At 73.4% G+C, this 23,101-nt stretch carries 22 protein-coding genes; 5 read left to right on the top strand and 17 right to left on the bottom strand.

The window, feature by feature from the left end; translation table 11 throughout:
- Positions 1–4: 4 nt before the first annotated feature.
- Positions 5–1,219 carry an acyl-CoA dehydrogenase family protein gene (locus ACZ7MX_RS08730; protein WP_472130681.1) on the top strand — a complete coding sequence of 405 codons (1,215 nt, stop codon included), beginning with the start codon at positions 5–7 and terminating at the stop codon, positions 1,217–1,219.
- Positions 1,220–1,329: 110 nt separating this feature from the next.
- On the opposite strand, the gene ACZ7MX_RS08725 is transcribed toward ACZ7MX_RS08730, so the two are convergent.
- The 3 genes from ACZ7MX_RS08725 to ACZ7MX_RS08715 are packed head-to-tail and all read right to left on the bottom strand — an operon-like array spanning position 1,330 to position 4,399.
- The gene (locus ACZ7MX_RS08725) at positions 1,330–1,941 is read right to left on the bottom strand and encodes a TetR/AcrR family transcriptional regulator (protein ID WP_030416155.1); all 612 of its coding nucleotides are present in this window, start codon (positions 1,939–1,941) and stop codon (positions 1,330–1,332) included.
- Between the two features lie 26 nt (positions 1,942–1,967).
- Entirely contained in the window at positions 1,968–3,629 is a 1,662-nt protein-coding gene (locus tag ACZ7MX_RS08720; RefSeq protein ID WP_472130680.1) for an AMP-binding protein, read from the bottom strand.
- Positions 3,626–4,399: an SDR family oxidoreductase gene (locus ACZ7MX_RS08715; protein WP_472130678.1), complete on the bottom strand. Its 774-nt coding sequence runs from the start codon at positions 4,397–4,399 to the stop codon at positions 3,626–3,628. The genes ACZ7MX_RS08720 and ACZ7MX_RS08715 overlap by 4 nt, the downstream gene beginning before the upstream one ends.
- A 173-nt stretch (positions 4,400–4,572) precedes the next feature.
- On the opposite strand from ACZ7MX_RS08715, the gene ACZ7MX_RS08710 reads away from it, so the two are divergent.
- On the top strand, positions 4,573–5,859 hold the full coding sequence (locus ACZ7MX_RS08710; RefSeq protein WP_472130676.1) for an exo-beta-N-acetylmuramidase NamZ family protein: 1,287 nt from the start codon (positions 4,573–4,575) through the stop codon (positions 5,857–5,859).
- Here the strand turns inward: ACZ7MX_RS08710 and purM are convergent.
- The 14 genes from purM to ACZ7MX_RS08640 form a co-directional block, all read right to left on the bottom strand.
- The gene (gene purM, locus ACZ7MX_RS08705) at positions 5,844–6,914 is read right to left on the bottom strand and encodes a phosphoribosylformylglycinamidine cyclo-ligase (RefSeq protein WP_472130674.1); all 1,071 of its coding nucleotides are present in this window, start codon (positions 6,912–6,914) and stop codon (positions 5,844–5,846) included. The genes ACZ7MX_RS08710 and purM overlap by 16 nt on opposite strands.
- 46 nt (positions 6,915–6,960) lie before the next feature.
- The gene (locus tag ACZ7MX_RS08700; RefSeq protein ID WP_472130672.1) at positions 6,961–7,848 is read right to left on the bottom strand and encodes an NAD-dependent epimerase/dehydratase family protein; all 888 of its coding nucleotides are present in this window, start codon (positions 7,846–7,848) and stop codon (positions 6,961–6,963) included.
- Positions 7,845–9,416 (bottom strand): class I adenylate-forming enzyme family protein, encoded by a 1,572-nt coding sequence (locus tag ACZ7MX_RS08695; RefSeq protein WP_472130670.1) that lies wholly within the window; start codon positions 9,414–9,416, stop codon positions 7,845–7,847. The genes ACZ7MX_RS08700 and ACZ7MX_RS08695 overlap by 4 nt, the downstream gene beginning before the upstream one ends.
- Positions 9,413–10,603: a cytochrome P450 gene (locus ACZ7MX_RS08690; protein ID WP_472130669.1), complete on the bottom strand. Its 1,191-nt coding sequence runs from the start codon at positions 10,601–10,603 to the stop codon at positions 9,413–9,415. Before ACZ7MX_RS08690 ends, ACZ7MX_RS08695 begins: the two co-directional genes overlap by 4 nt.
- Entirely contained in the window at positions 10,600–11,331 is a 732-nt protein-coding gene (locus ACZ7MX_RS08685) for a glycosyltransferase family A protein (RefSeq protein ID WP_472130667.1), read from the bottom strand. Before ACZ7MX_RS08685 ends, ACZ7MX_RS08690 begins: the two co-directional genes overlap by 4 nt.
- Positions 11,332–11,339: 8 nt before the next feature.
- Positions 11,340–12,350, bottom strand: coding sequence for a 3-oxoacyl-ACP synthase III family protein (locus ACZ7MX_RS08680; protein ID WP_472130665.1), 1,011 nt, complete (start codon positions 12,348–12,350; stop codon positions 11,340–11,342).
- 15 nt (positions 12,351–12,365) lie between these two features.
- A complete protein-coding gene (locus ACZ7MX_RS08675; protein WP_472130663.1) occupies positions 12,366–13,538 on the bottom strand; it encodes a cytochrome P450 in 1,173 nt (390 codons plus the stop codon).
- 99 nt (positions 13,539–13,637) lie between these two features.
- Positions 13,638–13,949, bottom strand: coding sequence for a DUF6506 family protein (locus ACZ7MX_RS08670; protein WP_472130661.1), 312 nt, complete (start codon positions 13,947–13,949; stop codon positions 13,638–13,640).
- A gap of 2 nt (positions 13,950–13,951) precedes the next feature.
- Positions 13,952–14,227, bottom strand: a complete 276-nt coding sequence (locus tag ACZ7MX_RS08665; protein ID WP_472130659.1) for an acyl carrier protein — start codon at positions 14,225–14,227, stop codon at positions 13,952–13,954.
- A complete protein-coding gene (locus ACZ7MX_RS08660; RefSeq protein WP_472130658.1) occupies positions 14,224–16,023 on the bottom strand; it encodes a fatty acyl-AMP ligase in 1,800 nt (599 codons plus the stop codon). Before ACZ7MX_RS08660 ends, ACZ7MX_RS08665 begins: the two co-directional genes overlap by 4 nt.
- An 11-nt stretch (positions 16,024–16,034) precedes the next feature.
- Entirely contained in the window at positions 16,035–17,510 is a 1,476-nt protein-coding gene (gene purF, locus ACZ7MX_RS08655) for an amidophosphoribosyltransferase (RefSeq protein WP_472130656.1), read from the bottom strand.
- Entirely contained in the window at positions 17,507–18,037 is a 531-nt protein-coding gene (locus ACZ7MX_RS08650; RefSeq protein WP_472130654.1) for a hypothetical protein, read from the bottom strand. The genes purF and ACZ7MX_RS08650 overlap by 4 nt, the downstream gene beginning before the upstream one ends.
- Positions 18,034–18,912 (bottom strand): hypothetical protein, encoded by an 879-nt coding sequence (locus ACZ7MX_RS08645; protein ID WP_472130652.1) that lies wholly within the window; start codon positions 18,910–18,912, stop codon positions 18,034–18,036. The genes ACZ7MX_RS08650 and ACZ7MX_RS08645 overlap by 4 nt, the downstream gene beginning before the upstream one ends.
- The gene (locus tag ACZ7MX_RS08640; protein ID WP_472130650.1) at positions 18,909–20,288 is read right to left on the bottom strand and encodes a flavin-containing monooxygenase; all 1,380 of its coding nucleotides are present in this window, start codon (positions 20,286–20,288) and stop codon (positions 18,909–18,911) included. The genes ACZ7MX_RS08645 and ACZ7MX_RS08640 overlap by 4 nt, the downstream gene beginning before the upstream one ends.
- A gap of 356 nt (positions 20,289–20,644) precedes the next feature.
- On the opposite strand from ACZ7MX_RS08640, the gene purS reads away from it, so the two are divergent.
- The 3 genes from purS to purL all read left to right on the top strand — a co-directional run.
- Entirely contained in the window at positions 20,645–20,899 is a 255-nt protein-coding gene (purS, locus tag ACZ7MX_RS08635) for a phosphoribosylformylglycinamidine synthase subunit PurS (RefSeq protein WP_362148572.1), read from the top strand.
- A complete protein-coding gene (gene purQ, locus ACZ7MX_RS08630; protein WP_472130648.1) occupies positions 20,896–21,576 on the top strand; it encodes a phosphoribosylformylglycinamidine synthase subunit PurQ in 681 nt (226 codons plus the stop codon). Before purS ends, purQ begins: the two co-directional genes overlap by 4 nt.
- Positions 21,573–23,101 (top strand): phosphoribosylformylglycinamidine synthase subunit PurL (purL, locus tag ACZ7MX_RS08625; protein ID WP_472130646.1); only part of this gene is annotated, 1,529 nt, incomplete at its 3' end. The genes purQ and purL, both read left to right, overlap by 4 nt.

Genomic DNA, 23,101 nt, shown 5'->3' with positions numbered 1-23,101 from the left:
CCCCATGGACTTCGCATTCGACGCCCGGACCGAGGAGCTGCGCGCGCGGCTGCTGACGTTCATGGACGAGCACGTCCTGCCCGCCGAGCGGACCGCGCACGAGCAGCGGGAAGCCCTCGCCTCGCCGTGGGACACCCCGGCGGTCGTCGAGGACCTGAAGGCCGAGGCCCGCCGGCAGGGGCTGTGGAACCTGTTCCTCCCGGACGAGGAGTACGGCGCCGGGCTGACCAACCTCCAGTACGCGCCGCTGGCCGAGATCACCGGCCGCAGCCCGCAGCTGGCGCCGACCGCGCTGAACTGCGCGGCGCCGGACACCGGCAACATGGAGGTGCTGGCCCAGTTCGGCAACGAGGCGCAGAAGAAGCAGTGGCTGGAGCCGCTGCTGGCCGGCGAGATCCGGTCGGCGTTCGCGATGACCGAGCCGGAGGTGGCCTCGTCGGACGCCACCAACATCACCACGCGCATCGAGCGGGACGGCGACGACTACGTCATCAACGGCCGTAAGTGGTACATCTCCGGGGCGATGAACCCGCTGTGCCAGATCTTCATCGTGATGGGCAAGACCGACCCGGACGGCGCGGACCTGCGCCGCCAGCAGTCGATGGTCCTGGTGCCGCGCGACACCCCCGGTGTGGAGGTGAAGCGCGCCATGCAGGTCTACGGGTACGAGGACCACTACCACGGCGGGCACGCCGAGGTGGTCTTCCACGACGTACGGGTGCCGGCAGGCCATCTGATCGGCGAGGAGGGCGGCGGCTTCGGCATCGCCCAGGCCCGGCTCGGCCCCGGCCGGATCCACCACTGCATGCGGCTGATCGGCATGGCCGAGCGGGCCATCGAGCTGATGTGTGAGCGGGCGGTGGCCCGTACGGCGTTCGGCAAGCCGCTGGCCCAGCAGGGCGTGGTCCAGGAGTGGATCGCCGACGCCCGGGTGGCGGTGGAGCAGCTGCGGCTGCTGGTGCTCAAGACCGCGTGGCTGATGGACACCGTCGGCAACAAGGGCGCGCACACCGAGATCCAGGCCATCAAGATCGCCACGCCGCGCACGGTCGTCGACATCCTCGACAAGGCGGTGCAGCTGCACGGCGCGGGCGGCGTGAGCCAGGACTTCCCGCTGGCCGAACTGTGGGCCGCGGCCCGCACCCTCCGCCTGGCGGACGGCCCGGACGAGGTCCATCAGCGGTCGCTGGCCCGGCGGGAGTTGAAGCGGTACCTGTAGGGGGTGTCCCGTAGGGGGGCGTCGAACAGATCCCGTAGGGGTCGCGGGCGCCCCCTCGGGGCCGACAACGAGGGTGGGGGTGGGGGTATTCCCGCCTCCGCCCGCCGGTGTTACGGGCGCAGGGCCCGCAGCAGCAGGTCGGCCAAGTGGTCGGCGACCTGCTGGGGGGTGAGGGGGCCGTCCTCCCGGTACCAGGTGCCGAGGTGGTGGACGGAGCCGAAGTGGTAGTCGACGACGAGGTCGGCGGGGATGTCGGCGGCGAAGACGCCGGAGCGCTGGCCCTCCTCGATCAGGGCGCGGAACCGTTCGTGGTAGCGCCGGCGTTCGGCGCGTACCTGCTTGTCCTTCTCCGGGCCGAGGTGGTGCATCGACCGGAAGAAGATCTTGGTGTCGTCGAGGTTCTCGATGGTGGTGACGACGACGTCGGCGGCGGCGTCGCGCAGGCGCTGCTCGACCGGGGCGTCGGCGTCGGCGAAGTGGTCCAGCCGCTCCTGCTGGAGCCGCAGCACCCGGCCGTAGACCTCGTGCAGCAGGTCGTCCTTGGAGCCGAAGTAGTGGTAGAGGGCGCCCTTGGTGACGCCCGCCGCGTCCACGATCTCCTGGACGGAGGTGCGGTCGTAGCCCTGCTCCGCGAAGAGCCTGGTGGCGGTGGCCAGCAGCCGCCGCGCCACCGGCTTCGTGCTGCCGTTGCCGTTGCCGGTGCCGTCCTTCGTGCCGGCCATCGCCCTCACCTGTCCTTCGTCGTACGTCATGCGCGGTGGCGCAGCTCCCGTCGGAGGATCTTGCCACTCGTGGTCTTGGGGAGCTCGGTCAGGACCTCCACCTCACGGGGATATTTGTACGCCGCGAGCCGTTCCTTGCAGTACGCCGCCAGCTCGGCGGGCGGCACGTCGGCGCCCGGGCGCAGGCTCACGTACGCCTTGACCGACTCGCCGCGGTAGGCGTCGGGCACCCCGACCACCGCCGCCTCGCGCACCGCCGGGTGGCCGTAGAGGACGTCCTCGACCTCGCGGGGCCACACCTTGAAGCCGGAGGCGTTGATCATGTCCTTCTTGCGGTCGACGACGTAGAGCCAGCCGTCGGTGTCCATGAAGCCGATGTCGCCGGTGCGCAGTTCGCCGTCCGGGAGGGCCTCGGCGGTGGCGTCCGGGCGGCGCCAGTAGCCGGGGACGACCTGGGGCCCGCGGACGGCGATCTCGCCCGGTTCGCCGAACGGCAGGTCCGCGCCGTTGTCGTCGATGATCCGCACGACGGTGTCCGGGCCCGGCACGCCGACCGCGAGTGTCCCGGAGACCTTGTCCACCGGCGCTTCCCGGCCGGGCGGCACGCTGGCGCACGGTGCGGTGCACTCGGTCAGGCCGTAGCCGTTGTGGAGGTACGGCCCGAAGGCGGTGCGGAACTTCTCGACGAGGGCGGGCGGCAGCGGCGCGCCGCCGGACGACATGATCGCGAAGGACGCGAAGTGGTCGCGGGTGACGTCCGGGTGGGCCATCAGCGCCATGTAGGCGGTGGAGGGGCCGACCGTGTAGGCGGGCCGGTGCTCCAGGAAGGCGTCCAGGACGACGCCGGCCTCGAAACGGTGGGCGAGCGCCAGGGTGCCGGCGTTCGCGAAGCAGGTGGCCAGTTCGCAGACCATGCCGGTGATGTGGAAGAGCGGGGCGAGCGCGAAGTACGTGCTGCCTTCGGGCAGTCCGTGGCCGGTGCGCTGGCGTTCGGCGTTGTAGGTGAGGTTGCCGTGGGTGTTGGTGGCGCCCTTGGGCGTGCCGCTGGTGCCGGAGGTGTAGCTGATCAGCGCGATGTCGTCGGCGGCCGGCCCCGGGCCGGCCGCCGGTGCGGCCCGCCCCGTGGCGGCGCGGGCGGCGGTCAGCAGGTCGTCGGCGCCCTCCTGCGGTCCGAGCGGCGCCCCGCGCAGCACCCGGGCGTCGTCGCGGGTCTGCAGTTCCCACTCGGAGGTGGTCAGCGCGAGGCGTACCGAGGGCGCGGCGGCGGCGGTGGTGCGCAGGAAGCCGTCCCAGGTGCGGTCGGCGCAGATCACGGCGGTGACCTCGGCGTCGTCCAGGACGTGCCGGAGTTCGGCGGACTTGTACATGGGGTTGACCGGCACCACGACCCCGCCGGCCTTCCAGACGCCGAGCAGGGCGAGGACGAACTGCGGGGTGTTCTGCAGCATGATCGCGGCCCGGTCGCCGGGCCGGAAGCCGCGGTCGGCGAGGTGGGCGGCGATGCCGTCGGAGAGCGCGTCGGTCTCCGTGTAGGACAGCCGGCCGTCGAAGTAGGCGAGCGCGGTGCGGTCGGGGGCCTTTCGGGCGGCGGCGCGGAAGGCGTGCAGGACGGACGGCGGCGGCTGGACCGGGCCGCGCTGGGCGTCGGTGAGCAGGGCCAGCCAGGGCTTGTCGTGGTACGAGGTCACCGGGCGCCCCCTTCGCGCTGTTCCAGCTTCTGCTGGAGGTGGTTCATCGCGGTCAGCCAGCGGTCGGGGTCGGTGGCCCGGGCGGTGTAGTAGTCGGCGACCTCCGGGTGCGGCAGGACCAGGAACCGGCCCTGCTCGATGGCCTCGAACAGCGCGTCGGCGACGGCATCGGGCTCGACGGCGGTGGGCGTGAGCACCAGGTCCCCGGCCGCTCCGGTGGCGGCCAGCATGTCGGTGCGGACACCCTGCGGACAGATGGCGTGCACCGCGATCCCGCGGTGCCGGTAGGTGAGCGAGAGCCATTCGGCGAAGGCGTACGCGCCGTGCTTGGTGACGCTGTAGGGGGCGGCGGCGACCATGGTGAGCAGGCCGGCCGCGGAGACGGTGGAGACGAAGCGGCCGCTGCCGCGGGCCAGCCATTCCGGTACCAGCTCGCGGGCCGCCCGGACGTGCGCCATGACGTTGACGTCCCAGGCCAGTGCCCAGTCGTCCTCGGGCGCGTCGGGGCCGCCGCCGGTGCCGACGCCGGCGTTGGCGCAGAAGACGTCGATGGTGCCGCCGAGCGCCTCGCGGGCGGCCGGGACGATGCCGGAGGCGTCCCCGCCCACCGCGACCGCCCCGATCTCCTCGGCGGTCTGCTTGGCCTTCGCCTCGTCCAGGTCGTTGACCACGACCCGGGCGCCTTCGGCGGCGAACCGGCGGGCCAGTGCCGCGCCGATCCCCCCGCCCGCCCCGGTCACGACGACGGCCTTGTCCCGTACGGCTTCCACTGCGGTGTCTCCCTCGGTCGCGCGGATCGACTGACAGGCAGACTAACCAGTCGGTATGTGGGAGCGGAAGAGTCGGTTTCCGGTCGGCCCGTCCCGTTCCCGGACGCCGCCCGGCGCGTTAGCGTGCGCACCGCACGTACGGGTTGGCTTCCTGCGATCACGGAGGTGTGCGGATGGCTCTGTCGAGGCGCGTTCTGCTCGGACATCTGGCGGCGACCGGCGCGGCCGGTGCGGCCCTGACCGCGGCCGCGGCGCCCGCACGGGCGGCGGCGGCCGGCCCGGACCGGGGCGGCCGGCGGGTGCGGACCGGTTTCGCGCGGCTGGCCGCGGACGGCTACCGGCTGCTGGAGGGCGAAAGGGTCGGCGTCATCACCAACCCCACCGGCGTCACGACCGATCTGCGGCACATCGTGGACGTGATGCACGCCGACCCGCAGGTCCGGCTGACCGCGGTCTTCGGGCCCGAGCACGGCTTCCGGGGCACCGCGCAGGCGGGCGGGTCCGAGGGCCGCTACGACGACCCGGCCACCGGGCTGCCGGTCTACGACACGTACAACAAGAGCGGCCGGGAACTCGCGGACATCTTCACCGTCTCCGGGGTGGACACCGTCGTCTTCGACATCCAGGACGTCGGCGCCCGCTTCTACACCTACATCTGGACGCTCTACGACTGCATGGTGGCGGCCGTCCTCGCCGGCAAGCGCTTCGTGGTGCTGGACCGGCCCAACCCGGTCACCGGCCGCTTCGCCACCGGCCCGGTGCTGGACAAGGCGTACGCCTCGTTCGTCGGCCGCGAGCCGATCGCGCAGGCGCACGGCCTGACGGTGGCCGAACTCGCCCTGCTCTTCAACGGCGAGTTCGTCCCGCGGGCGGCCGGCCGTCCGGTGGACCTCGCGACCGTGCGGATGAGCGGCTGGCACCGCGGCGACTTCTACGACGCGACGGGCTTGCCCTGGGTCCCCCCGAGCCCCAACATGCCCACCCCGGACACCGCGCTGGTCTACGCGGGCACCTGCCTCTTCGAGGGCACCAACCTCTCCGAGGGGCGCGGCACCACCCGTCCCTTCGAACTCCTCGGCGCGGACGGGATCGACCGGCGCTGGGCCGCGGCCGCCACCGCACTCGGCCTGCCCGGCGTGCACTTCAGGGAGGCGTACTTCGCGCCCACCTTCTCGAAGTTCCAGGGGAAGACCATCGGCGGGGTGCAGCTCCATGTCCACGACCGGGCCGCCTTCGACCCGGTGCGCACCGGCATCGGCCTGCTGGTCACGGCGAAACGGGTCTGGGGCGGCTTCGCGTGGCGGCCGGACCACGGCATCGACCGGCTGACCGGTTCGGCGGCCGTCCGCACGATGATCGACGCGGGCGCGGACCCGGACGAGATCGTCGCCGCCTGGCAGGACGGGCTGGCGAAGTTCCGTGCGGTGCGGGCCCGTTACCTGCGTTATCCGCCGGTGTAGTCGCCGACGAGTTCCGCGCCGGTGGTGCGGTCGCCGCGCCCGACGATCTCCCCGCAGACCCAGGCGTCCACCCCGCGGTCGGCGAGCGTGGCCAGGGCCGTGGTCACGGACTCCGGCGGGACGACGGCGATCATGCCGACGCCCATGTTCAGGGTCCGCTCCAGTTCCCGGCGCTCGACCGGGCCGGCCGTGCCGACCAGGCCGAAGACCGGGCCCGGCGTCCAGGTCGCGCGGTCGACGGTGGCGTGCAGCCCGTCCGGGACCACCCGGGCGAGGTTGCCCGCCAGTCCGCCGCCGGTGATGTGGGCGAAGGCGTGGACCTCGGTCGTCCGGGTCAGTGCCAGGCAGGCGGCGGCGTAGATCCGGGTGGGTTCGAGCAGTTCCTCGCCCAGGGTGCGGCCCAGTTCGGCGATGTGCTGGTCCAGGCGCAGCCCGGCCCGGTCGAGCAGGACGTGGCGGACCAGGGAGTACCCGTTGGCGTGCAGGCCCGACGAGGCCATCGCGATCACCGCGTCGCCGGTACGGATGCGCTCCGCGCCCAGCAGCCGGTCCGCCTCGACGACGCCCGTACCGGCGCCGGCCAGGTCGAACTCGTCCGCGCCGAGCAGGCCCGGGTGTTCGGCGGTCTCGCCGCCGATCAGTGCGCAGCCGGCCAGCACGCAGCCCTCGGCGATGCCCTTGACGATCTCCGCGACCCGCTCGGGGTGGACCTTGCCGACGCAGAGGTAGTCGGTCAGGAAGAGCGGTTCGGCGCCGCAGACGACGATGTCGTCCAGCACCATCGCGACGAGGTCGTGGCCGATGGTGTGGTAGACGCCCAGGGCGCGGGCGATGTCGACCTTGGTGCCGACGCCGTCGGTGGCCGAGGCGAGCAGCGGGCGGGCGTAGCCCTTCAGCGCCGAGGCGTCGAAGAGGCCGGCGAAGCCGCCGAGGCCCCCGACGACCTCGGGGCGGGCGGTCTTCCTCACCCACTCCTTCATCAGCGTCACGGCGCGGTCGCCGGCTTCGATGTCGACGCCCGCGGACGCATAGCTGGCTGTGGTGCGAGGGCTCATGGACGCCCGCCTTTCGAGGAGTTGATCGGGTCTGTCGCCGTACGGGTCACCATGACGCCGCGCCGTGGAAGGAGGTCGGTCCCGGGCGGAAGCCGAGGCCGCGGCGGGCGGCGCCGAGCGCCAGGGTGCGTTCCATGGCGAGGTGACTGAGCGCGTAGCGGGTGAGCCGCGGTGGCGCGGGGCGTCCCGCCAGCCGCCAGGCCGTCTCGGCGGCCGCCGCGGCCGCGGACGCCGCGGCGGTCGGCACCGTGCGCAGCCGTACCGTCCGGCCGCGGGCGGCGAGCAGGGCCCGCAGCGCCTCGCCGATGGGGACGGGGGCCGCGTCGGCGATGTTGTAGGTGCCGGGTCGGGCGGCCCGGTCGCAGGCCAGCAGCGCGGCCGCGGTCAGCTGGTCGATGTGGGTGAGCGACTGCAGGGCGGTGCCGTCGCCGGGCAGCCACAGCCGGCCGCCGCGGACGGCGCCGAGCACCCGGGGCAGCAGCGTCCGGTCGCCCGGTCCGTAGACGGCGTGCGGGCGCAGCACGACGGTGTCCGGGCGGCCGCGCAGGGCCAGTTCGGCGGCGGCCTTGGAGGCGGCGTACGGGGTGAGGTAGCGGCGGACCGGGGCCTCGGTCTCGTGGCCGAGGACGGTCGGCCGGAACGGGTCGTAGACGCTGGCCGTCGAGATGTGCACCAGCCGGGCGCCGGGGAAGGACGCGGCCACGTTCCGGGTGCCGGTGAGGTTGGCGTGCCAGACGGGCCCGGGCGCGCCCCAGTCGCGGACGGCGGCGGCCGCGTGCACCACCGCGTCGACCTCGGGGGCGCCCGCCCACACCCCGTCGCACAGGTCCCAGTCGGCGCGGGTGAGGGCGTGCACGGTCCAGCCCGCGGCGGTCGCCGCCCGGCAGACCGCGCCGCCCACGAAGCCGCGGGCGCCGGTCACGGCGATCCTCATCGCGCCGCCCCCGCCGTACGGTTGCCGGCCAGCAGGTCGCGCAGCGCGGCGCGGTCCGGTTTGCGGGTGCGGCCGGTGACCGGGATGCGGTCCAGGACGACCACCTCGTCCGGCAGCGCGGCCGCGTCGATGAGGGCGGGCAGCCGGGAGCGGACGGTTCCGGCGAGCACCTCCCGGTCGGCCGAGGGTGGTTCGGGCACGACGGCCAGGACGACGCGCTCGTCGCCGTAGGCGTCCGGGACGCCGACGATGACCGCGTCGGCGACGCCGGGCAGGGCGGCGACGGCCGGTTCGTAGAGCCCGGGGTAGATGTTGGTGCGGCCGCGGATGAGCATGTCCTTCTTCCGTCCGAGCAGGAGCAGTTCGCCGTTCTCCAGCCGGGCGAGGTCGCCGGTGGCGTGTTCGGTCATCGGCGGCTCGCCGAGGTAGCCGCGGCACAGGTTCGGCCCGGAGACCAGCAGTTCGCCGTCCGGCGCGGTGCGCACCCGGACCCCCGGCAGGGGGGTGCCGAGCAGGTCGCCGGGGCCGCGGTGGGCGAGCTTCGCGTCTCCGGTGGCGACCGCGACCGGCACGATCTCGGTCATGCCGTACACGGCGAGGAAGCGGACCCGCGGCAGGACGTGGCCGGCCCGGCGCAGCAGGCCGGGCAGGACGGGCGCGCCGCCGAGGACGAGGTGCCGCAGCGAGGCGGGCAGTGCCACCTCGCCCCGTTCGACGGCGTCGAGCACGGCGGGCAGGTCGGCCGGTACGCAGAACGCGTGGGTGGCGCCGGCCAGTCCGCGGGTGAACCGTCCGGGGTCGGCGGCGGGCGCGAAGCCGTACGGCGGCATGGTCCAGTGCGCCCCGGCGACCAGGGCCGGGATGCCCATCATCAGCTGGTCGGTGTGCAGCACGTCGCCGTCGCCCATGCCGAGGGCGGAGCCGCAGCCGACCAGGCCGGCGCCGAGCGAACCGCGGGTGTGGACGACGGCCCGGGGCGCCCGGGTCGTGCCGGAGGTGAAGACGATCAGCGCCTCCTGTCCGGGCGCCGGTCCGGGGCGGTCGGCCGGGGCGGGGCCGGCGGCGAGCCGGTGTGCGGACAGCGCACCGGCCGGAACGCCGGGCAGCCACCGGCCGGTGTGGACGTGCCGCAGGCCGAGCCGGTGGTAGTGCGGCAGCAGCAGTCCGCGCCGCCGGGCCAGCGGGCGCCCGTAGCGGGCCACCGCGTACAGCAGGGACTCGGCGGCGGCCCAGCGCGGCTGCGCCAGTTCGCGGCGGGCGGCGAAGAGTTCGGGTCCGGCGCCGGGGTCGGCGAAGACCACGGTGCCGCCCGCGGCGATCACGCCCAGCGCCAGCACCACGCCGTCCGGTCCCGGCCGTACGGAGAACAGCATCCGCTCCCCCGCCACCATCCCGGCCGCGCGCAGCCCGCGTGCGGTGGTGAGGACGGCGCGGGCCAGTTCGCGGTAGCCGAGGGTGCGGCCGTCCGGGCCGGTGAGGGCGGGCGCGTCGGCGCGCCGCTCGGCGGTGTCGAAGAAGGCGGTGAGCAGATCGATCCGGTCGTCCACCGCGGGCCGGGTGTCGGTCAACTCGCGCTCCTGAGCTCGATGTTCAGCCGGGCGTAGCCCGGTATCAGGACGTGCCGGGCCAGGCGGCGGCCGGTGACGGCGACCGGCCCGGCGGCGAGCGCGGCGGCCAGCACCGCGCGGATCTGCGCCATGGCCAGCGGCATGCCGAGGCAGAAGTGCGGGCCGGCACCGAACCACAGCCGGCGCAGTTCCGGCGGGTGCGGCCGCTCGGGGGCGAACGGCCCGTGGGCCCGTGCGCACAGCAGGGTGGCCACCACGACCCGGTCGCCGGGCGCGACCGGGACGCCGCCGATCCGTGCGGCGCGGGCGACGCTGCGCAGCATCACGGGGGACGGCACGGTGATCCGCAGCGCCTCCTCGATCACCGGGTCGGGGTCGGCGGCGGGGTCCGTGAGCCGGTCGAGCCGGCCGGTGTCATGGCAGAGCGCGAGCAGCCGCGGGATGAACGAGACCAGGGTCTCGGTGCCGGTGAGCAGGAAGGCGCCGACGGCCCCGCGGGCCTCCTGTTCGGTCAGGCCCAGTTCCCGCAGCCGGCCCGGCAGGGTCTCGTCGCCGCCCTGCCGGTAGGCCGTCACCGCCGAGGCGGTCAGCCGGCCCAGCACCTCGCGCGCCCGCGTCACCTGACGCCCCGTCATACCGGACCGCCACAGCCGCACCGACTTCGTCACCTCGGACGCCTCGGCGTGCGCCCCGCCGAAGCGGCCGGGCTCCGCGGGCATCCCGACGATCGCGCAGATCGCGGCGCCGGCGCAGATCTGCGCGACCCGGACCAGGTCGACCTGTTCGCCGGCGCGCAGCCGGCCGGTCAGCGCAGCGAGCGGCTGCGCCAGCACCCGGTCGCACAGGGCCGTGACGTAGCCGGGGGTGAAGAGCCCGGACAGCCGGCGGCGGAGCGCCGCGTGGTCCGGGCCCTCCATGTTGAGCAGCACCGACGGGCCGAGCACCGGCGTCCACAGGTCGGACGGTGAGCCGGGCCCGGTCTTGGTGAAGTGCTCGGTGTCGCAGAGGACGTCGCGGGCCAGCGCGGCGTCGCTGACCACGACGCCGACCCGGGGCACCCGGACGACCGGGCCGCGGGCGGCGATCGCGCGCAGCAGCCGGTAGGCGACGGGGTGGGCGGCGGTCTGCACCCGGTGTTCCCAGCGCTCCCAGGTGGCGGGCGGCGCCGCCGTGGTGGTGGTCGTCACCGGATGTCCACCACCTCGGGGCGGTAGCGGTGGTCCGCGTACCAGCCGAGGGTGCGGCGCAGGCCCCAGGCCCGCACCCGGCGGGCCGAGCCGGCCACCTTCACGTCGCGCCGGGTGCCGTACGCGGTGGTCAGCCGCCGGACCGCGTTGACCAGGGCACGGTCCTCGTGGACCTCCTCGATGGCGGTGCGCGGGAAGCCGCCGGCGCGTTCGTACAGGTCCGCGGTGATCGCCATGTTGCAGCCGGGCGCCATCACGTACGGGCCGAGGTAGTCGGGGCCGCGGTTGCCCGGCCGGAACCGGCCGAAGAGCGCGGCCGCTTCGGTCGCGGTGACCAGGGCGGCGCGCCGCAGCGGGGGCAGCGGCGCCTCGTCGGTGCGGGGCCGCAGCCGGCCGGCGATCAGTTCCAGTCCGGCGTCGAAGCCGGCCCGGACCCGGGCGGTCCAGTCGGGTGCGGGCAGGCAGTCGGCGTCGGTGCGGGCCAGGTGCGTGGCGCCGTGCGCGATGGCGTGCCGCATCCCGGTGTCGGCGGCCGCGCCGGTGCCCTTGCGGGTCTCGTGCACGAGGTGCAGCCCGCCGGGGAAGCCGAAGGACCGTACGACGTCGGCGGTGCCGTCCGTGGAGTCGTTGTCGACGATCACGAGGGAGAAGTCCCGGTCGGTCTGGGCCGCGAGCGCCCGCAGCGTCGCGGTGATGCCGGGGGCCTCGTTGAAGGCGGGTACCACCACCCAGAGCCTCACAGCCGGATCACGCTCACTCCCATGCTGATGCCGCCGGCGAGCCCGATCAGGGCCACCAGGTCGCCGACGCCGGCCCGGCCGCTCTCCCGGGCGCGGACGAGCTGCAGCGGCAGGCTGGCGGAGGCCGCGTTGCCGTGGTCGGTGACGGTGAGCGGGATCTTGTCGGGGGGCAGCCCGAACCGTTCGGCGAGCTGGTCCAGATAGGGCTTGGAGACCTGGTGGACGCAGATGGCCGCCATGTCCTGCCAGCGGACGCCGAGCCGCTCCAGGGTGTCGTCGAGGATCCGCGGGCCGAGCCGTTCGAAGGCGCGGCGCAGGCCCACGCCGTCGAGCCGGAAGTAGGTGTGCTCGTCGCCGCGGGGGTGCGCCGAGCCGCCGGACGCGAGCGTGCCGACGTTCCAGGCGGCGGAGTCGGCGGTGAAGCCGCAGCCGAGGATGCCGGGCTCCGCGGACGCCTCGACGAGCAGCGCGGCGCCCGCGTCGGAGAGGGTGTAGCCGGGGATCGACGCGAGGTAGGTGCGCAGGTCCGGCACCGCCCAGCGGACGGCGCGGGAGGGCGATTCACCGCAGGCGACGAGGATCCGGCGGTAGCCGCCCTGGGCGATCAGCGCATGGGCGGTCTCCAGCGCGTTGAGCACGCTGTTGCAGGCGTTCTTGACGTCGAAGACGGGGCAGCGCAGGCCGAGGCGGTCGGCGACCATGTGCGAGGTGGCCGGCTCGATCATGTCCTGGCTGGCCGCGGCGAAGAGCAGCAGGTCGATGGTGCCGGCGTCGGTGCCGGTCTCGGCGAGGAGTTTGCGGGCCGCGGCGGCCGCCAGGTCGGACGCCTGCCAGTCGTCGGGCATGACGTGCAGCCGCTCGACGCCGGTCAGCCGCTGCACGAGGCCGGGCGGCGGGCGGAATCCGGTGCTCGCGGCGGCCACCAGGTGCTCGGTGTCCGTCGTGGAGCGCAGGGTCTCGGGCAGGTGGACGGCCACACCGGCCAGCCGCGCGTGGATCTGGGGCATGGTGCTGGTCTCCCGTCAGACGAGGGTCACGGTCAGCCGGTCGTACGAGGGGATGACCACGCGGCGGCTGTAGCGGCGCTCGGTGATCCGCCAGGGCCGCCCCACCGCGGTCAGGGTCTCCAGGGTCCGGCCGATCTCGGCCTGGGCGATGGCGGAGCCGAGGCAGTGGTGGCGGCCGGCGCCGAACCACAGCTGGCGGTTGGCGGGTTCGGCGGGCCGGCCGAGCCGGAACCCGCCGGTGAGGCTGTTGGCGGTGTAGTTGAGCAGCGTGATCCGGTCGCCGGCCCGCAGGGTGCGGCCGGCCAGCCGCACCTGGCTGCGCACGGTCCGGCCGATGACCGGGGCCGGTGCGGTCACCCGCAGCCCCTCGCGGACCGCCTCCGGGACCCGCTGCGGGGACGCCAGCAGGGCGTGCTGCTCGCCGGTGTCGTGCAGCAGCGCGACGGTTCTGGTGATCGCGCTGGCGGCGGTCTCGGTGGCGGCCACGCCGACCAGCGCGGCCATGCCGGCGGTCTGCCGGGCGTTCAGCCCGGACTCGCGGCAGCGGCCGATGAGGTGGTCGGCGGGCTCGGTGGCCCACAGGCCCTCGACGTGCCCGGTGAGCCGCGCGACGATGCCGCGGCCGCGGGCCACGGTCGCCTCGGTCAGCTCGCCGCCGCCCGCCGCTTCGACGGACAGCGCGGCGAGTTGGCGGGCGGTGGCGAAGACCCGTTCGTAGGCGGCGTCGTCGGTGCCGGTGACCGGGACGCGGAGCAGCTCGGTCACGATGCGGCCGACGACGGCCCGGCCGAGGGCCGCGACGTCGAGGGGCCGGCCCGCGGCGAGCTGGACGCGGGCCTCGACGAGCCGGGCCCCGATGGTGCGGTCGACCAGTTCGCGGGCCGCGGTCTCGCCGAACAGCTCGCGGGTGCCGGCACGCAGGGCCCGGTGCCCCTCGCCGTCGAAGAGGTCCTCGACCCAGCCGCCCAGGAGCTGGGCCCACAGCCGGCCGACGCCTCCGCGGTCGAGGACGGTGAAGTGCTTCTGGTCGACGAGCACGGACCGGGCGGTCGCCGCGTCGGCGGTCAGCCAGCCCAGCTTCGGGACGTACGTCAGGGGCCGGGCCAGCCGGCCGGCGTGCAGCAGCAGCGGGAGGGCGGGGCGGCTGGCGGCCAGCACGCGCAGCTCGTGGAGTCCGGCGCGGTTCATGGTGGTCCCTCTCGTGGTGTCGGGGGAACGGCCGGGGCCCGCCGGGCTCCCTCCCGTACGGGGGAGGGAGGGGGCCCGGCGGGGTGGCAGGCCGCGGGATCAGCCTGCCTGCGGTGGAAAGAGCGCTGCCATGCCGTCGATCGACTCGGGGCCGTAGCCGACCGAGCCGACCGGGACACGGGACTTGGTGGCCTCGATGACCCGGGCCGTCCACACGGGGCCGAAGCCGCCGCACAGCTCGATGAGCTGGATGCCCTCGTCGACGAGCCGGGCGGCGACCTCGGGGGCCCGGGCCGGGTCCGCCATGCCGACCATGACGGCACGGAAGCCGTCCCGTTCGATGACGGAGCGGTCGCGGTCGGGGTCGAGCCCGCGTCCGGTGAAGAGGAACCCGAAGGCGTCCAGGGCCATGCTCAGCCCTCCTTCCGCGCCTGCCGCAGCTCCGCCACGACCGCGTCGGCCGCCTCGGCCATGCTCAGTGCGCCCAGCGACGCCTCCGTACGCAGCTCGGCGCCGCACCACTTCTCGAGGTCGCCGAGGAGCATCGAACTCGTCATGGAGTCGATGCCGAAGGCGCTGAGCGGGACGTCCGCGTCGAGGTCGGCGGGCGCCATCTCCAGCATCTCGGCCAGTACCTGGCGCAGCCGCTCGACGACCTGCTCCGGGGTGATCTCCTGTATGACGCTCATGCCGTACCGTCCTTCCGCTTGCTGGACCACTGGGCCAGCGGCGGCAGCTGGCCCGACCTCATCTGCTCGGCGCAGGCGCGCCGGCGGATCTTCCCGCTGGTGGTGCGGGGCACCTTGTTGCGCGGTACGGCGTAGACGCTGACGGCGGTCGGCAGCACCTTGGCCACCGCGATACCGGCCGCGCGGACGGCGGTGGCGAGCACCTCCGGGTCCCGCACGGTGGTCTCCACCACCACGGCCACGCCCCGGTCGTCCTCGTGGAGCGGCCAGGCGGCGGCCCGCTGCTGGGCGAAGGCGGGGTGGGCGGCGGCCGCGACGGCCTCGGCGTCCTGCGGGAAGTAGTTCTCCCCGCCGATGATCAGCACGTCCTTGATGCGGCCGGTGATGAACAGCTGGCCGCCGTCGACGAAGCCGAGGTCCCCGGTGCGTACGTAGGCCGGGCCGGTGCCGTCCTCGGTGCCGGCCAGACGGGCCGCGAAGGTGTCCGCGGACTCTGCTTCCCGGCCCCAGTAGCCCCCGCAGTTGCCCGGTGAGTCGACCCAGATCTCGCCGACCACGCGGTCGGCGAGTGCCTGGCGGGTCCCGGGGTCGACCACGGCGACGCGGATGCCGTCCGCCACCGGCCCGCAGCCGACGAGTTCGACGCCCGCGGCGGGGTCGTCGGTCGGCACGGCCTTGCCCTCGGCCAGGGCGTCCCGGTCGTAGTGCGTGGCCACGACCGGTTCCAGGGACGGGCTCACGCTCACCAGGAGGGTGCACTCGGCGAGCCCGAAGCCGGGCGAGAAGACCTCCTCGCGGAAGAAGCTCAGCCGGAACGCCTCGGCGAACCGCCGCTGGGTGGCCGCCCGTACGGGCTCGGAGCCGTTGACCGCGACCCGCCAGGTGGACAGGTCGAGGGCGGCGCGCTCGTCCGCGGGGATGCGGTTGACGCACATGTCGTACGCGAAGTCGGGCGCGGCGGTGAAGACGTCGTCCTCCGCGGCGATGGCGCGCAGCCACACCCGCGGGTCGCGGACGAAGGTGGCCGGCTCCATGGTGACGGTGGCCGCGCCGGACACCAGGGGCAGCACCACCGCGGTGCACAGGCCCATGTCGTGGAAGAACGGCAGCCAGCTGACGATGGTGGTGGTGGGCTCCACCTCGCAGGCGTCGCGCATCGCGATCTGGTTGGCGACGAGGTTGCCGTGCCGGACGACGACACCGCGCGGGTCGCCGGTGGAGCCGGAGGTGTACTGGAGCAGCGCCGTGGTCGCCGGGTCGAGCGCGACCGGGTCGGGCAGCGCGTCTCCTCGGGGCTCGGGGCGGTCCGGCCGGCGGACGGCGATCCACCGTACGCCGGGCAGCAGTTCGGTGTCGGCCTCGTCGGCGTCCTCCTGGGTGGAGACGAGGACGGCGCACGGGTCGCAGTCGCCGCAGATCGCCGACAGCCGCTCGGCGCGGGTGGTGGTGCCGCCCCGGGCGGCGGTGCGGAACGCGGGCACCGGCACGGCGATCATGCCGGCGTACAGGCAGCCCAGGAAGCCGATGTGGAAGTCGAGGCCGGGCAGCGCGGGCACGATGACGCGGTCGCCGGCGGTGCCGGTCTCGCGCAGCGCCGCGGCCAACTGACGGGCGCGGGAGTCGAGTTCGACCGGGTTCAGGGACTCGATGGTGTCGCCGGACGCGTCGAGGGCGGTGACCACCGGCCGGTCCGCGTCGGGGCCCGCGGCGCGGGCGAGCAGCGCCTCGACGAGGGTGCGGGGCTCCCGGCCGGGGCCCGGCGCCGTGGTCGTGGTCGCCTCGGTTGGGGTGTTCACTGCTGTGCTCCTCATTCGACGGTGCCTCGGGACGCGAGGGCGGTGCCGGATCGGGTTCCCGGCTGCGGCCGGGCGGCCGGGGCGGCGAGCGCGCCGGCGGGGGTGGCGGTCGGGTAGCGGCCGGTCAGGCAGGCGGTGCAGTAGCCGGAGGGGTCCCCGCCGGCCGCCTCCAGGAGCCGGTCCAGCGAGAGGAACGCCACGCTGTCGCAGCCCAGTTGTTCGGCCAGCTCGGTGATCGGCAGTTGGGCGGCGAGCAGCTCCTCCGGCCGTCCGGTGTCGATGCCGTAGAAGCACGGCCACCGGTACGGCGGGGAGGCCACCCGCAGGTGCACCTCCACGGCCCCGGCCTTGCGCAGCAGCCCGGTCACGGTGCGCATGGTCGTGCCCCGGACGAGCGAGTCGTCCACCAGCACCACCCGCTGTCCGGCGACCGCGGCGGCGACCGGGGCGAGCTTGCGGCGCACGGTGGTCTCCCGGGCCGCCGGGTCGCCCGCGATGAAGCTGCGGCCGACCGCCCCGGGCCGCAACAGGCCCTGGACGACCCGCAGTCCGGCCCGCTCGGCGTAGCCGTCGGCGGCGACCCGTGCCGTCTCCGGGGTGGCGACGACGACCGGGCGCGGCGATCCGGTGACCGGCGCGTAGTCGGCGAGGGCCTGGCCCGCCCGGTAGCGCGCCTGGTAGACGCTGCGCCCGGCGAGGGCCGAGTCGGCCCGCGCGAAGTAGACGTATTCGAAGAGGCAGGCCGCGGTCTTGGCGTCCGGCACCGGCACCCGGCTGCTCGCGGTGCCGTGCGGGCCGATGGTGAGTACCTCGCCCGGCTCCAGCTCACGGACCACCTCACCGCCGACGGTGGTGATCGCCGCGGTCTCGGAGGCCAGCAGCCAGGCGTCGCCGCGCCGGCCGAGGGCCAGCGGCCGGAAGCCGTGCGGGTCGCGCACGCCGTACAGCTGCGCACCGTCGGACAGGACCAGGGCGTAGGCGCCGGTCAGCCCGGGCAGCACCGCGTGCAGGGCGGCCGAGGTGTCGTCGCCCGCCGCGGCGCGCCGGGCGAGCAGCAGGTGGGCCATCAGCTCGCTGTCGGTGGCCCACCGGGCGGGGTCGATCGCCTCGGCGCCGGGCGCGGTGTGCGGGTCGACCAGGGTGCCGTTGTGGGCCAGGGCCAGCGGCGGCCGGTCCAGGACGACCGGCTGGGCGCCGGCCAGCCCGTCCCGGGCGCCGTGGGTGGCGTAGCGGACGTGGCCGACCGCGACCGGGCCGTGCGGCAGGCCGTCGAGGTCGGGCAGTCCCTGGGCGACGGTGCCGGCGCCGTGCCGGGCGACCAGGGCGCCGCCGGTGCCGACGGCGATGCCGACGCTCTCCTGGCCGCGGTGCTGCAGTGCGACGAGCATCTCCCGTACCAGTGCGGCGTGGTGGCCGGACGGCCCCCAGACGCCCGCGACGCCACAGGCCTCGCGGGGCTTGTCCGCGTCGTACAGGGACCCGCTCATAAGGCGTCACCGCCCGCGTCGAGCCAGTCGGTGAAGGCGTCCAGGTCCGGCAGGATCACGGTCGAGCAGGCCAGCACCGCGAGGTTCTGGCGCATGTCCGTGATGGCGACGACGGTGCGGCCGGCGCGGTGCGCGGAGAGCATCTCCGCGGCGGTGCCCATGCTCGGCTCGTGCCCGGGCAGCCAGGCCACACAGACGTCGCTGTCCGCCGCCAGCCGGGTGAGCCGGTGGAACAGGTCGGTCAACTCGCGGAGTTCCTTGGCGAGTTCGTCGTGGTGCAGGACCTTCCGGTCGGCCAGTGCGGCGTGTGCGGCGCGGACGTCCGCGGGGTGCGAGGCGAGCCATTCGGCCATCACCACGCCCGGGTCGTGGATGACGGCGTCGGGGCGCCGGGCGCGCAGCGCCTCGGTGAGCCGCTGCCGGTAGGACTGATCGGTGAGGTCGGCGCCGGTGCGCGCGCCCTGCATGGTGCCGGCCAGGAAGTAGGAGCGGGCCCGCCCCTCGTCCCGCACGTCGTGGGCCGTCACTCGTCCTCCAGGGAGTACGGGGCCAGGACCAGCCCGGCCGGTGCCGCGGCGCGGTGGATGGCGGCCGCTTCGAGGAGGAAGGCGACCACGTCGTCCTGCGGTGCGCCGACCGCGTCCGCGACGACCTCCAGGTCGCGCCGGAAGCGGGCGTCGCCGTGGGTGGCGACGGCGCCCTGGTTGTCCTTGGTGAGCATCAGCAGGCTGTCCTCGGCGACCCCGGCGGGCCGCCCCGCGAGCGGCAGGACCAGCTCCGCCATCTGCCGGGTGACCGGGTGCAGCACCCGTACGGACACGCTGTGCTGCTCGGGGTGGACCAGCAGCGGACGCACCCAGTCCGCGGCCGGCGGCACGGTCTGAAGCTGCGACTCGGGGCGCAGCACGAACGACCGCGAGGCGATGTTGTGCCCGCGCCGCGGGCTGTACCGCAGGTAGTCCAGCCGGACCGCGTCGTCGTCGAGCGTCCAGGTAGCCCGCACCCGGCTGGGCGCCGGGCTGCCGTCCCGCCTGACCCGGTAGGGGTAGGCGTCGACGGTCAGCTGTACGACGCCGTCCTTGGCGGCGGAACGGTCCAGCCGCAGCGGCTCGGCGTGCAGCAGGTACGGGTCGAGGATGTCGAGGCCCTCCGCCCGCCGGTAGACGGCCGCCACGTGCCGCCCGTCGATGGGGTATTCGGCGGTGATCCCGGACCGTTCGGCGACCAGCCGGCCGGCCGTGAACGACTGCCAGGCACAGGACTGTCCGAACCGCGGCGGGGCGGCCCGGGTGCCGAAGTACTCGTGGAACTGGGAGGCGCTGTTGTACGGCACCCCGACGAGCACCTCGTCGAGGACCTCCTTCTGCACCTCGCTCAGCACCGCCGCACCGACGGCGTTCACTTGCGGCCTCCCGAGAAGAGCGCGGCCGCCTGCTCCAGCAGGGAGGGCCGTTGGGCGTAGGTGGTGTCGCGACCGCCCAGCAGCGACAGGTGGTCGCGCAGCACCCGCAGGTAGGTGAGCAGCTCGAACTGGGTGAGATTGCGCGGGGAGTCGAGGAACTTGATCCCGCCGGTGATGTCCACGTCCCGCCTCCGCTTGCGCTCGTCGAACCGGCGGGCCGCCTCCGGGTCCCGTTCCCGGGCCGCCAGGTAGCTCGCGATCACCCGCGACTGCAGCTCGACGGTCGGGAAATGGCCGCCCGTTCCGTCGGTCATGCCGGCGATGAAGAGGTCGTCGTAGCGCGGCGAGAACGCGAGCAGATAGAAGTCCGGCCGGCCCTTGTGCCAGTCGAGGTGCTCCTCACCGACGAACGGAATGTGGATCCGGAAACCGGTCGCCATGATGATGGTGTCGAATTCCTCCGACGTACCGTCCGAGAACTCGACGAACTTCCCGTCGAAACGCACCGGGGCCTTGCGCACCTTCACCCGGCCGTGCGCGCAGTAGTACGGCAGCAGGGAGTTCACGATCGGCGGGGATTCCAGCGGCTCGTGATCGGGCTTCGGCAGTCCGAACTGGTCGGGGCTGCCGATGCTCAGCTTCAGCATGGTCCGGTACGCCGCCCGCGCCACCGGGGCCGGCAGCCGCAGATTCTGGCTCGATTCGGAGACCTGGTCCGCGGGCTTGCCGAAGATGAATTTCGGGAAGAAGTAGTAGCCGCGGCGCATGCTGATCGCGACGTGATCGGTGACCTGGGCGGCTTCCACCGCGATGTCACAGCCGGAGTTCCCGGCCCCGATGACCAGGACCCGCTTGCCGGCGAGACCGGCCGCGCTGGTGTAGTCCCGGCTGTGCAGGATCTCCCCGTCGAACTTCCCGGAGAACGCCGGTACATGGGGGTGCCAGTTGTGGCCGTTCGCGATGATCAGCGCGCGGTGCTCGGCCGAGTGCCCGTCCGCGGTGGTGACCCGCCAGCCGTCCGAGAGCCGCTCGACCTGCGTGACGTCGGAGTCGAACCGGATCAGCGGCAGCAGGTTGAACCGCTCCGCGTACTGCCGCAGATACCCGTGCACCTGATCGTGCCGGGGATAGGCCGGCAGCCCGCGGTCCATGGGAAGATCCGCATAACCCGTCACCTCGCGGGAGGTGATGGTGTGGGTGTTCTGATAGACGGAACTCCGCGGATTACGGATGTCCCAGATACCGCCCACGCCGGAGTGGGCCTCGTACGCCACACACGGAATGTTGAGATCACTGAGGTTCTTGAGAGAGGCCAACCCGGAAGGGCCCGCTCCGATGACGGCGACCGGCCGTGGATCCACTTGTGGTTCTGGCATGGAACTGAATTCCCCCATCGATGGTGCGGCGTAGCCAGCTCCCTCCGAAGCCTGTGAGGGTGCTGCTGTACGAACAAGACTTCATCAAGTCGCCGGGCCGACTCCAGCCACTTTCAAGGACTTTCAAACGACCGGCGGGATTCCTGCCGAACCTTGACTTCAGCGCCCCGGCTTCCCCCTAATGGAGCCGACCGGACGGGGGCCCGGACCAAGGGGACCGAACGACTTCGCGCCGGAGTGCAGTACGTCACTCCGGCGCGAATCCCCGCACTCCGAAGTGAAACAGGTCACTTTTTCCTTCCGGTGGAACCCAACAACTCTTTTTTGCGTCAACACCCTTACCGGAAGGAGTGCCAGTGGCACGCGTCGTGGTCGACGTCATGCTCAAGCCGGAGATCCTCGACCCGCAGGGGCAGGCGGTGCAGCGCGCACTGCCCCGCCTCGGTTTCGACGGCATCGCGATCGCCGATGTCCGTCAGGGCAAGCGCTTCGAACTGGAGCTGGAGGGACCGGTCGATGACGCCGCCCTCGCCCGGATCGAAGAGCTGGCCGGGACGTTCCTCGCCAACACCGTCATCGAAGACTTCACCGTGAAGGTCGAGCCGTCATGACCGCACGGGTAGGGGTGATCACTTTCCCCGGCACGCTCGATGACCGCGACACCCGGCGCGCGATTGCTCTGGCGGGCGCCGAGGCGGTGCCGTTGTGGCACCGTGACAAGGACCTCAAGCAGGTCGACGCCGTCGTCCTGCCCGGCGGGTTTTCCTACGGCGATTACCTGCGCGCCGGGGCCATTTCCCGCTTTTCGCCCGTCATGGAATCGGTGATCGCCGGCGCCCGGACCGGTCTTCCGGTCCTGGGTATCTGCAACGGGTTCCAGGTGCTGACCGAGACGCATCTGCTGCCGGGCGCGATGCTGCGCAACAACCATCTGCACTTCATCTGCCGGGACCAGAAGCTGCGGGTGGAGAACGCGACCACGGCCTGGACGACCGAATTCACGGCCGGACAGGAAATCTCCGTTCCGTTGAAGAACATCGACGGCCGGTACACCGCCGACGAGCGCACGCTCGACGAGTTGGAGGCGGAGGGCCGGGTGGTCTTCCGTTATCTGGACGGTAACCCCAACGGTTCGCTGCGTGACATTGCCGGCATCACGAATGCGGCGGGCAATGTGGTCGGCCTGATGCCGCACCCCGAGCACGCGGTGGAGCCGCTGATCGGGACCGGCCGGACCGACGGCCTGGGATTCTTCACCTCGATCCTGAAGAGGTTGGTCACCGCATGACGCTGGACACGGTCAAGCACGCCGCCACCACGCCGGACACTGCGCTGCCGTGGGCCGAACTGGGCTTGAAGGAGGACGAGTACGCGCGGATCCGGGAGATCCTGGGCCGCCGCCCCACGGGGGCGGAGCTGGCGATGTACTCGGTGATGTGGTCCGAGCACTGCTCGTACAAGTCCAGCAAGGTGCATCTGAAGCAGTTCGGGGAGAAGGCTCCCGAGAATGATGCGCTGCTGGTGGGCATCGGTGAGAACGCCGGTGTGGTGGATGTGGGTCAGGGTTATGCGGTGACCTTCAAGGTCGAGTCGCACAACCACCCCTCCTACATCGAGCCCTATCAGGGTGCGGCCACGGGTGTGGGTGGCATCGTGCGCGACATCCTGGCGATGGGTGCCCGTCCGGTGGCGGTGGTGGACCCGCTGCGGTTCGGTGCGGCCGATCACCCCGACACCAAGCGTGTGCTGCCCGGTGTGGTGGCGGGCATCGGTGGTTACGGCAACTGTCTGGGTCTGCCCAACATCGGTGGTGAGGTCGTCTTCGACGCCTGCTACCAGGGCAACCCGCTGGTCAACGCCGGCTGCATCGGTGTGATGAAGCACGAGGACATCCACCTGGCCAAGGCTTCCGGCGCCGGCAACAAGGTCATCCTCTACGGCGCCCGTACCGGCGGCGACGGCATCGGCGGCGTGTCCGTACTGGCCTCGGAAACCTTCGACGCTGCGGGCAACAGTGCCTCCGGCACGGGCAAGCCGGCCAAGCGGCCCGCGGTCCAGGTCGGTGACCCGTTCCAGGAGAAGCTCCTGATCGAGTGCACCCTGGAGATCTTCGGCGAGAAGCTGGTCGCCGGTATCCAGGACCTGGGCGGGGCCGGTCTGTCGTGTGCCACCAGTGAGCTGGCGTCGGCCGGTTCGGGCGGTATGCGGGTCGAACTGGACTCCGTCCCGCTGCGCGACGCGACCCTCTCTCCTGAGGAGATCCTCATGAGTGAGTCGCAGGAGCGGATGTGCGCGATCGTCGAGCCGCAGCACGTCGAGCGGTTCATGGAGATCTGCGAGAAGTGGGACGTGATCGCCACCGTCATCGGTGAGGTCACCGACGGCGAGCGCCTGGAGATCTTCTGGCACGGCGAGCAGATCGTCGACGTCCCCCCGCGCACCGTCGCCCACGAGGGCCCGGTCTACCAGCGGCCCTACGCCCGCCCCGACTGGCAGGACGCCCTCCAGGCTGACGACGCGGCGAAGCTTCCCCGCCCGGCCAGCGGCACCGAACTGCGCAGCCACGTCCTGCAGTTGGTGGCATCCCCCAATCAGGCGTCGAAGTCCTGGATCACGGACCAGTACGACCGTTTCGTCCAGGGCAACACCGTCCTCGCACAGCCGGAGGACTCCGGCATGATCCGCATCGACGAGGAGACCAACCTCGGCGTCGCCATCGCCACGGACGGCAACGGCCGGTACGCCAAGCTCGACCCGTACGCGGGTGCGCAGCTGGCGTTGGCGGAGGCGTATCGCAATGTGGCGGCTGCCGG

This window comes from Streptomyces sp. NPDC107765 (assembly GCF_055657085.1).
This window is presented reverse-complemented; position numbering and strand designations above follow the sequence as displayed.

What these genes read in the sequence shown, in the direction of transcription:
- ACZ7MX_RS08730 (WP_472130681.1), top strand. Translation starts at nt 5, where the DNA reads ATGGACTTCGCATTCGACGCCCGGACCGAGGAGCTGCGCGCGCGGCTG.
- ACZ7MX_RS08725 (WP_030416155.1), bottom strand. Translation starts at nt 1,941, where the DNA reads ATGGCCGGCACGAAGGACGGCACCGGCAACGGCAACGGCAGCACGAAG.
- ACZ7MX_RS08710 (WP_472130676.1), top strand. Translation starts at nt 4,573, where the DNA reads ATGGCTCTGTCGAGGCGCGTTCTGCTCGGACATCTGGCGGCGACCGGC.
- purM (WP_472130674.1), bottom strand. Translation starts at nt 6,914, where the DNA reads ATGAGCCCTCGCACCACAGCCAGCTATGCGTCCGCGGGCGTCGACATC.
- ACZ7MX_RS08700 (WP_472130672.1), bottom strand. Translation starts at nt 7,848, where the DNA reads ATGAGGATCGCCGTGACCGGCGCCCGCGGCTTCGTGGGCGGCGCGGTC.
- ACZ7MX_RS08680 (WP_472130665.1), bottom strand. Translation starts at nt 12,350, where the DNA reads ATGCCCCAGATCCACGCGCGGCTGGCCGGTGTGGCCGTCCACCTGCCC.
- ACZ7MX_RS08675 (WP_472130663.1), bottom strand. Translation starts at nt 13,538, where the DNA reads ATGAACCGCGCCGGACTCCACGAGCTGCGCGTGCTGGCCGCCAGCCGC.
- ACZ7MX_RS08670 (WP_472130661.1), bottom strand. Translation starts at nt 13,949, where the DNA reads ATGGCCCTGGACGCCTTCGGGTTCCTCTTCACCGGACGCGGGCTCGAC.
- ACZ7MX_RS08665 (WP_472130659.1), bottom strand. Translation starts at nt 14,227, where the DNA reads ATGAGCGTCATACAGGAGATCACCCCGGAGCAGGTCGTCGAGCGGCTG.
- purF (WP_472130656.1), bottom strand. Translation starts at nt 17,510, where the DNA reads ATGAGCGGGTCCCTGTACGACGCGGACAAGCCCCGCGAGGCCTGTGGC.
- ACZ7MX_RS08640 (WP_472130650.1), bottom strand. Translation starts at nt 20,288, where the DNA reads ATGCCAGAACCACAAGTGGATCCACGGCCGGTCGCCGTCATCGGAGCG.
- purQ (WP_472130648.1), top strand. Translation starts at nt 20,896, where the DNA reads ATGACCGCACGGGTAGGGGTGATCACTTTCCCCGGCACGCTCGATGAC.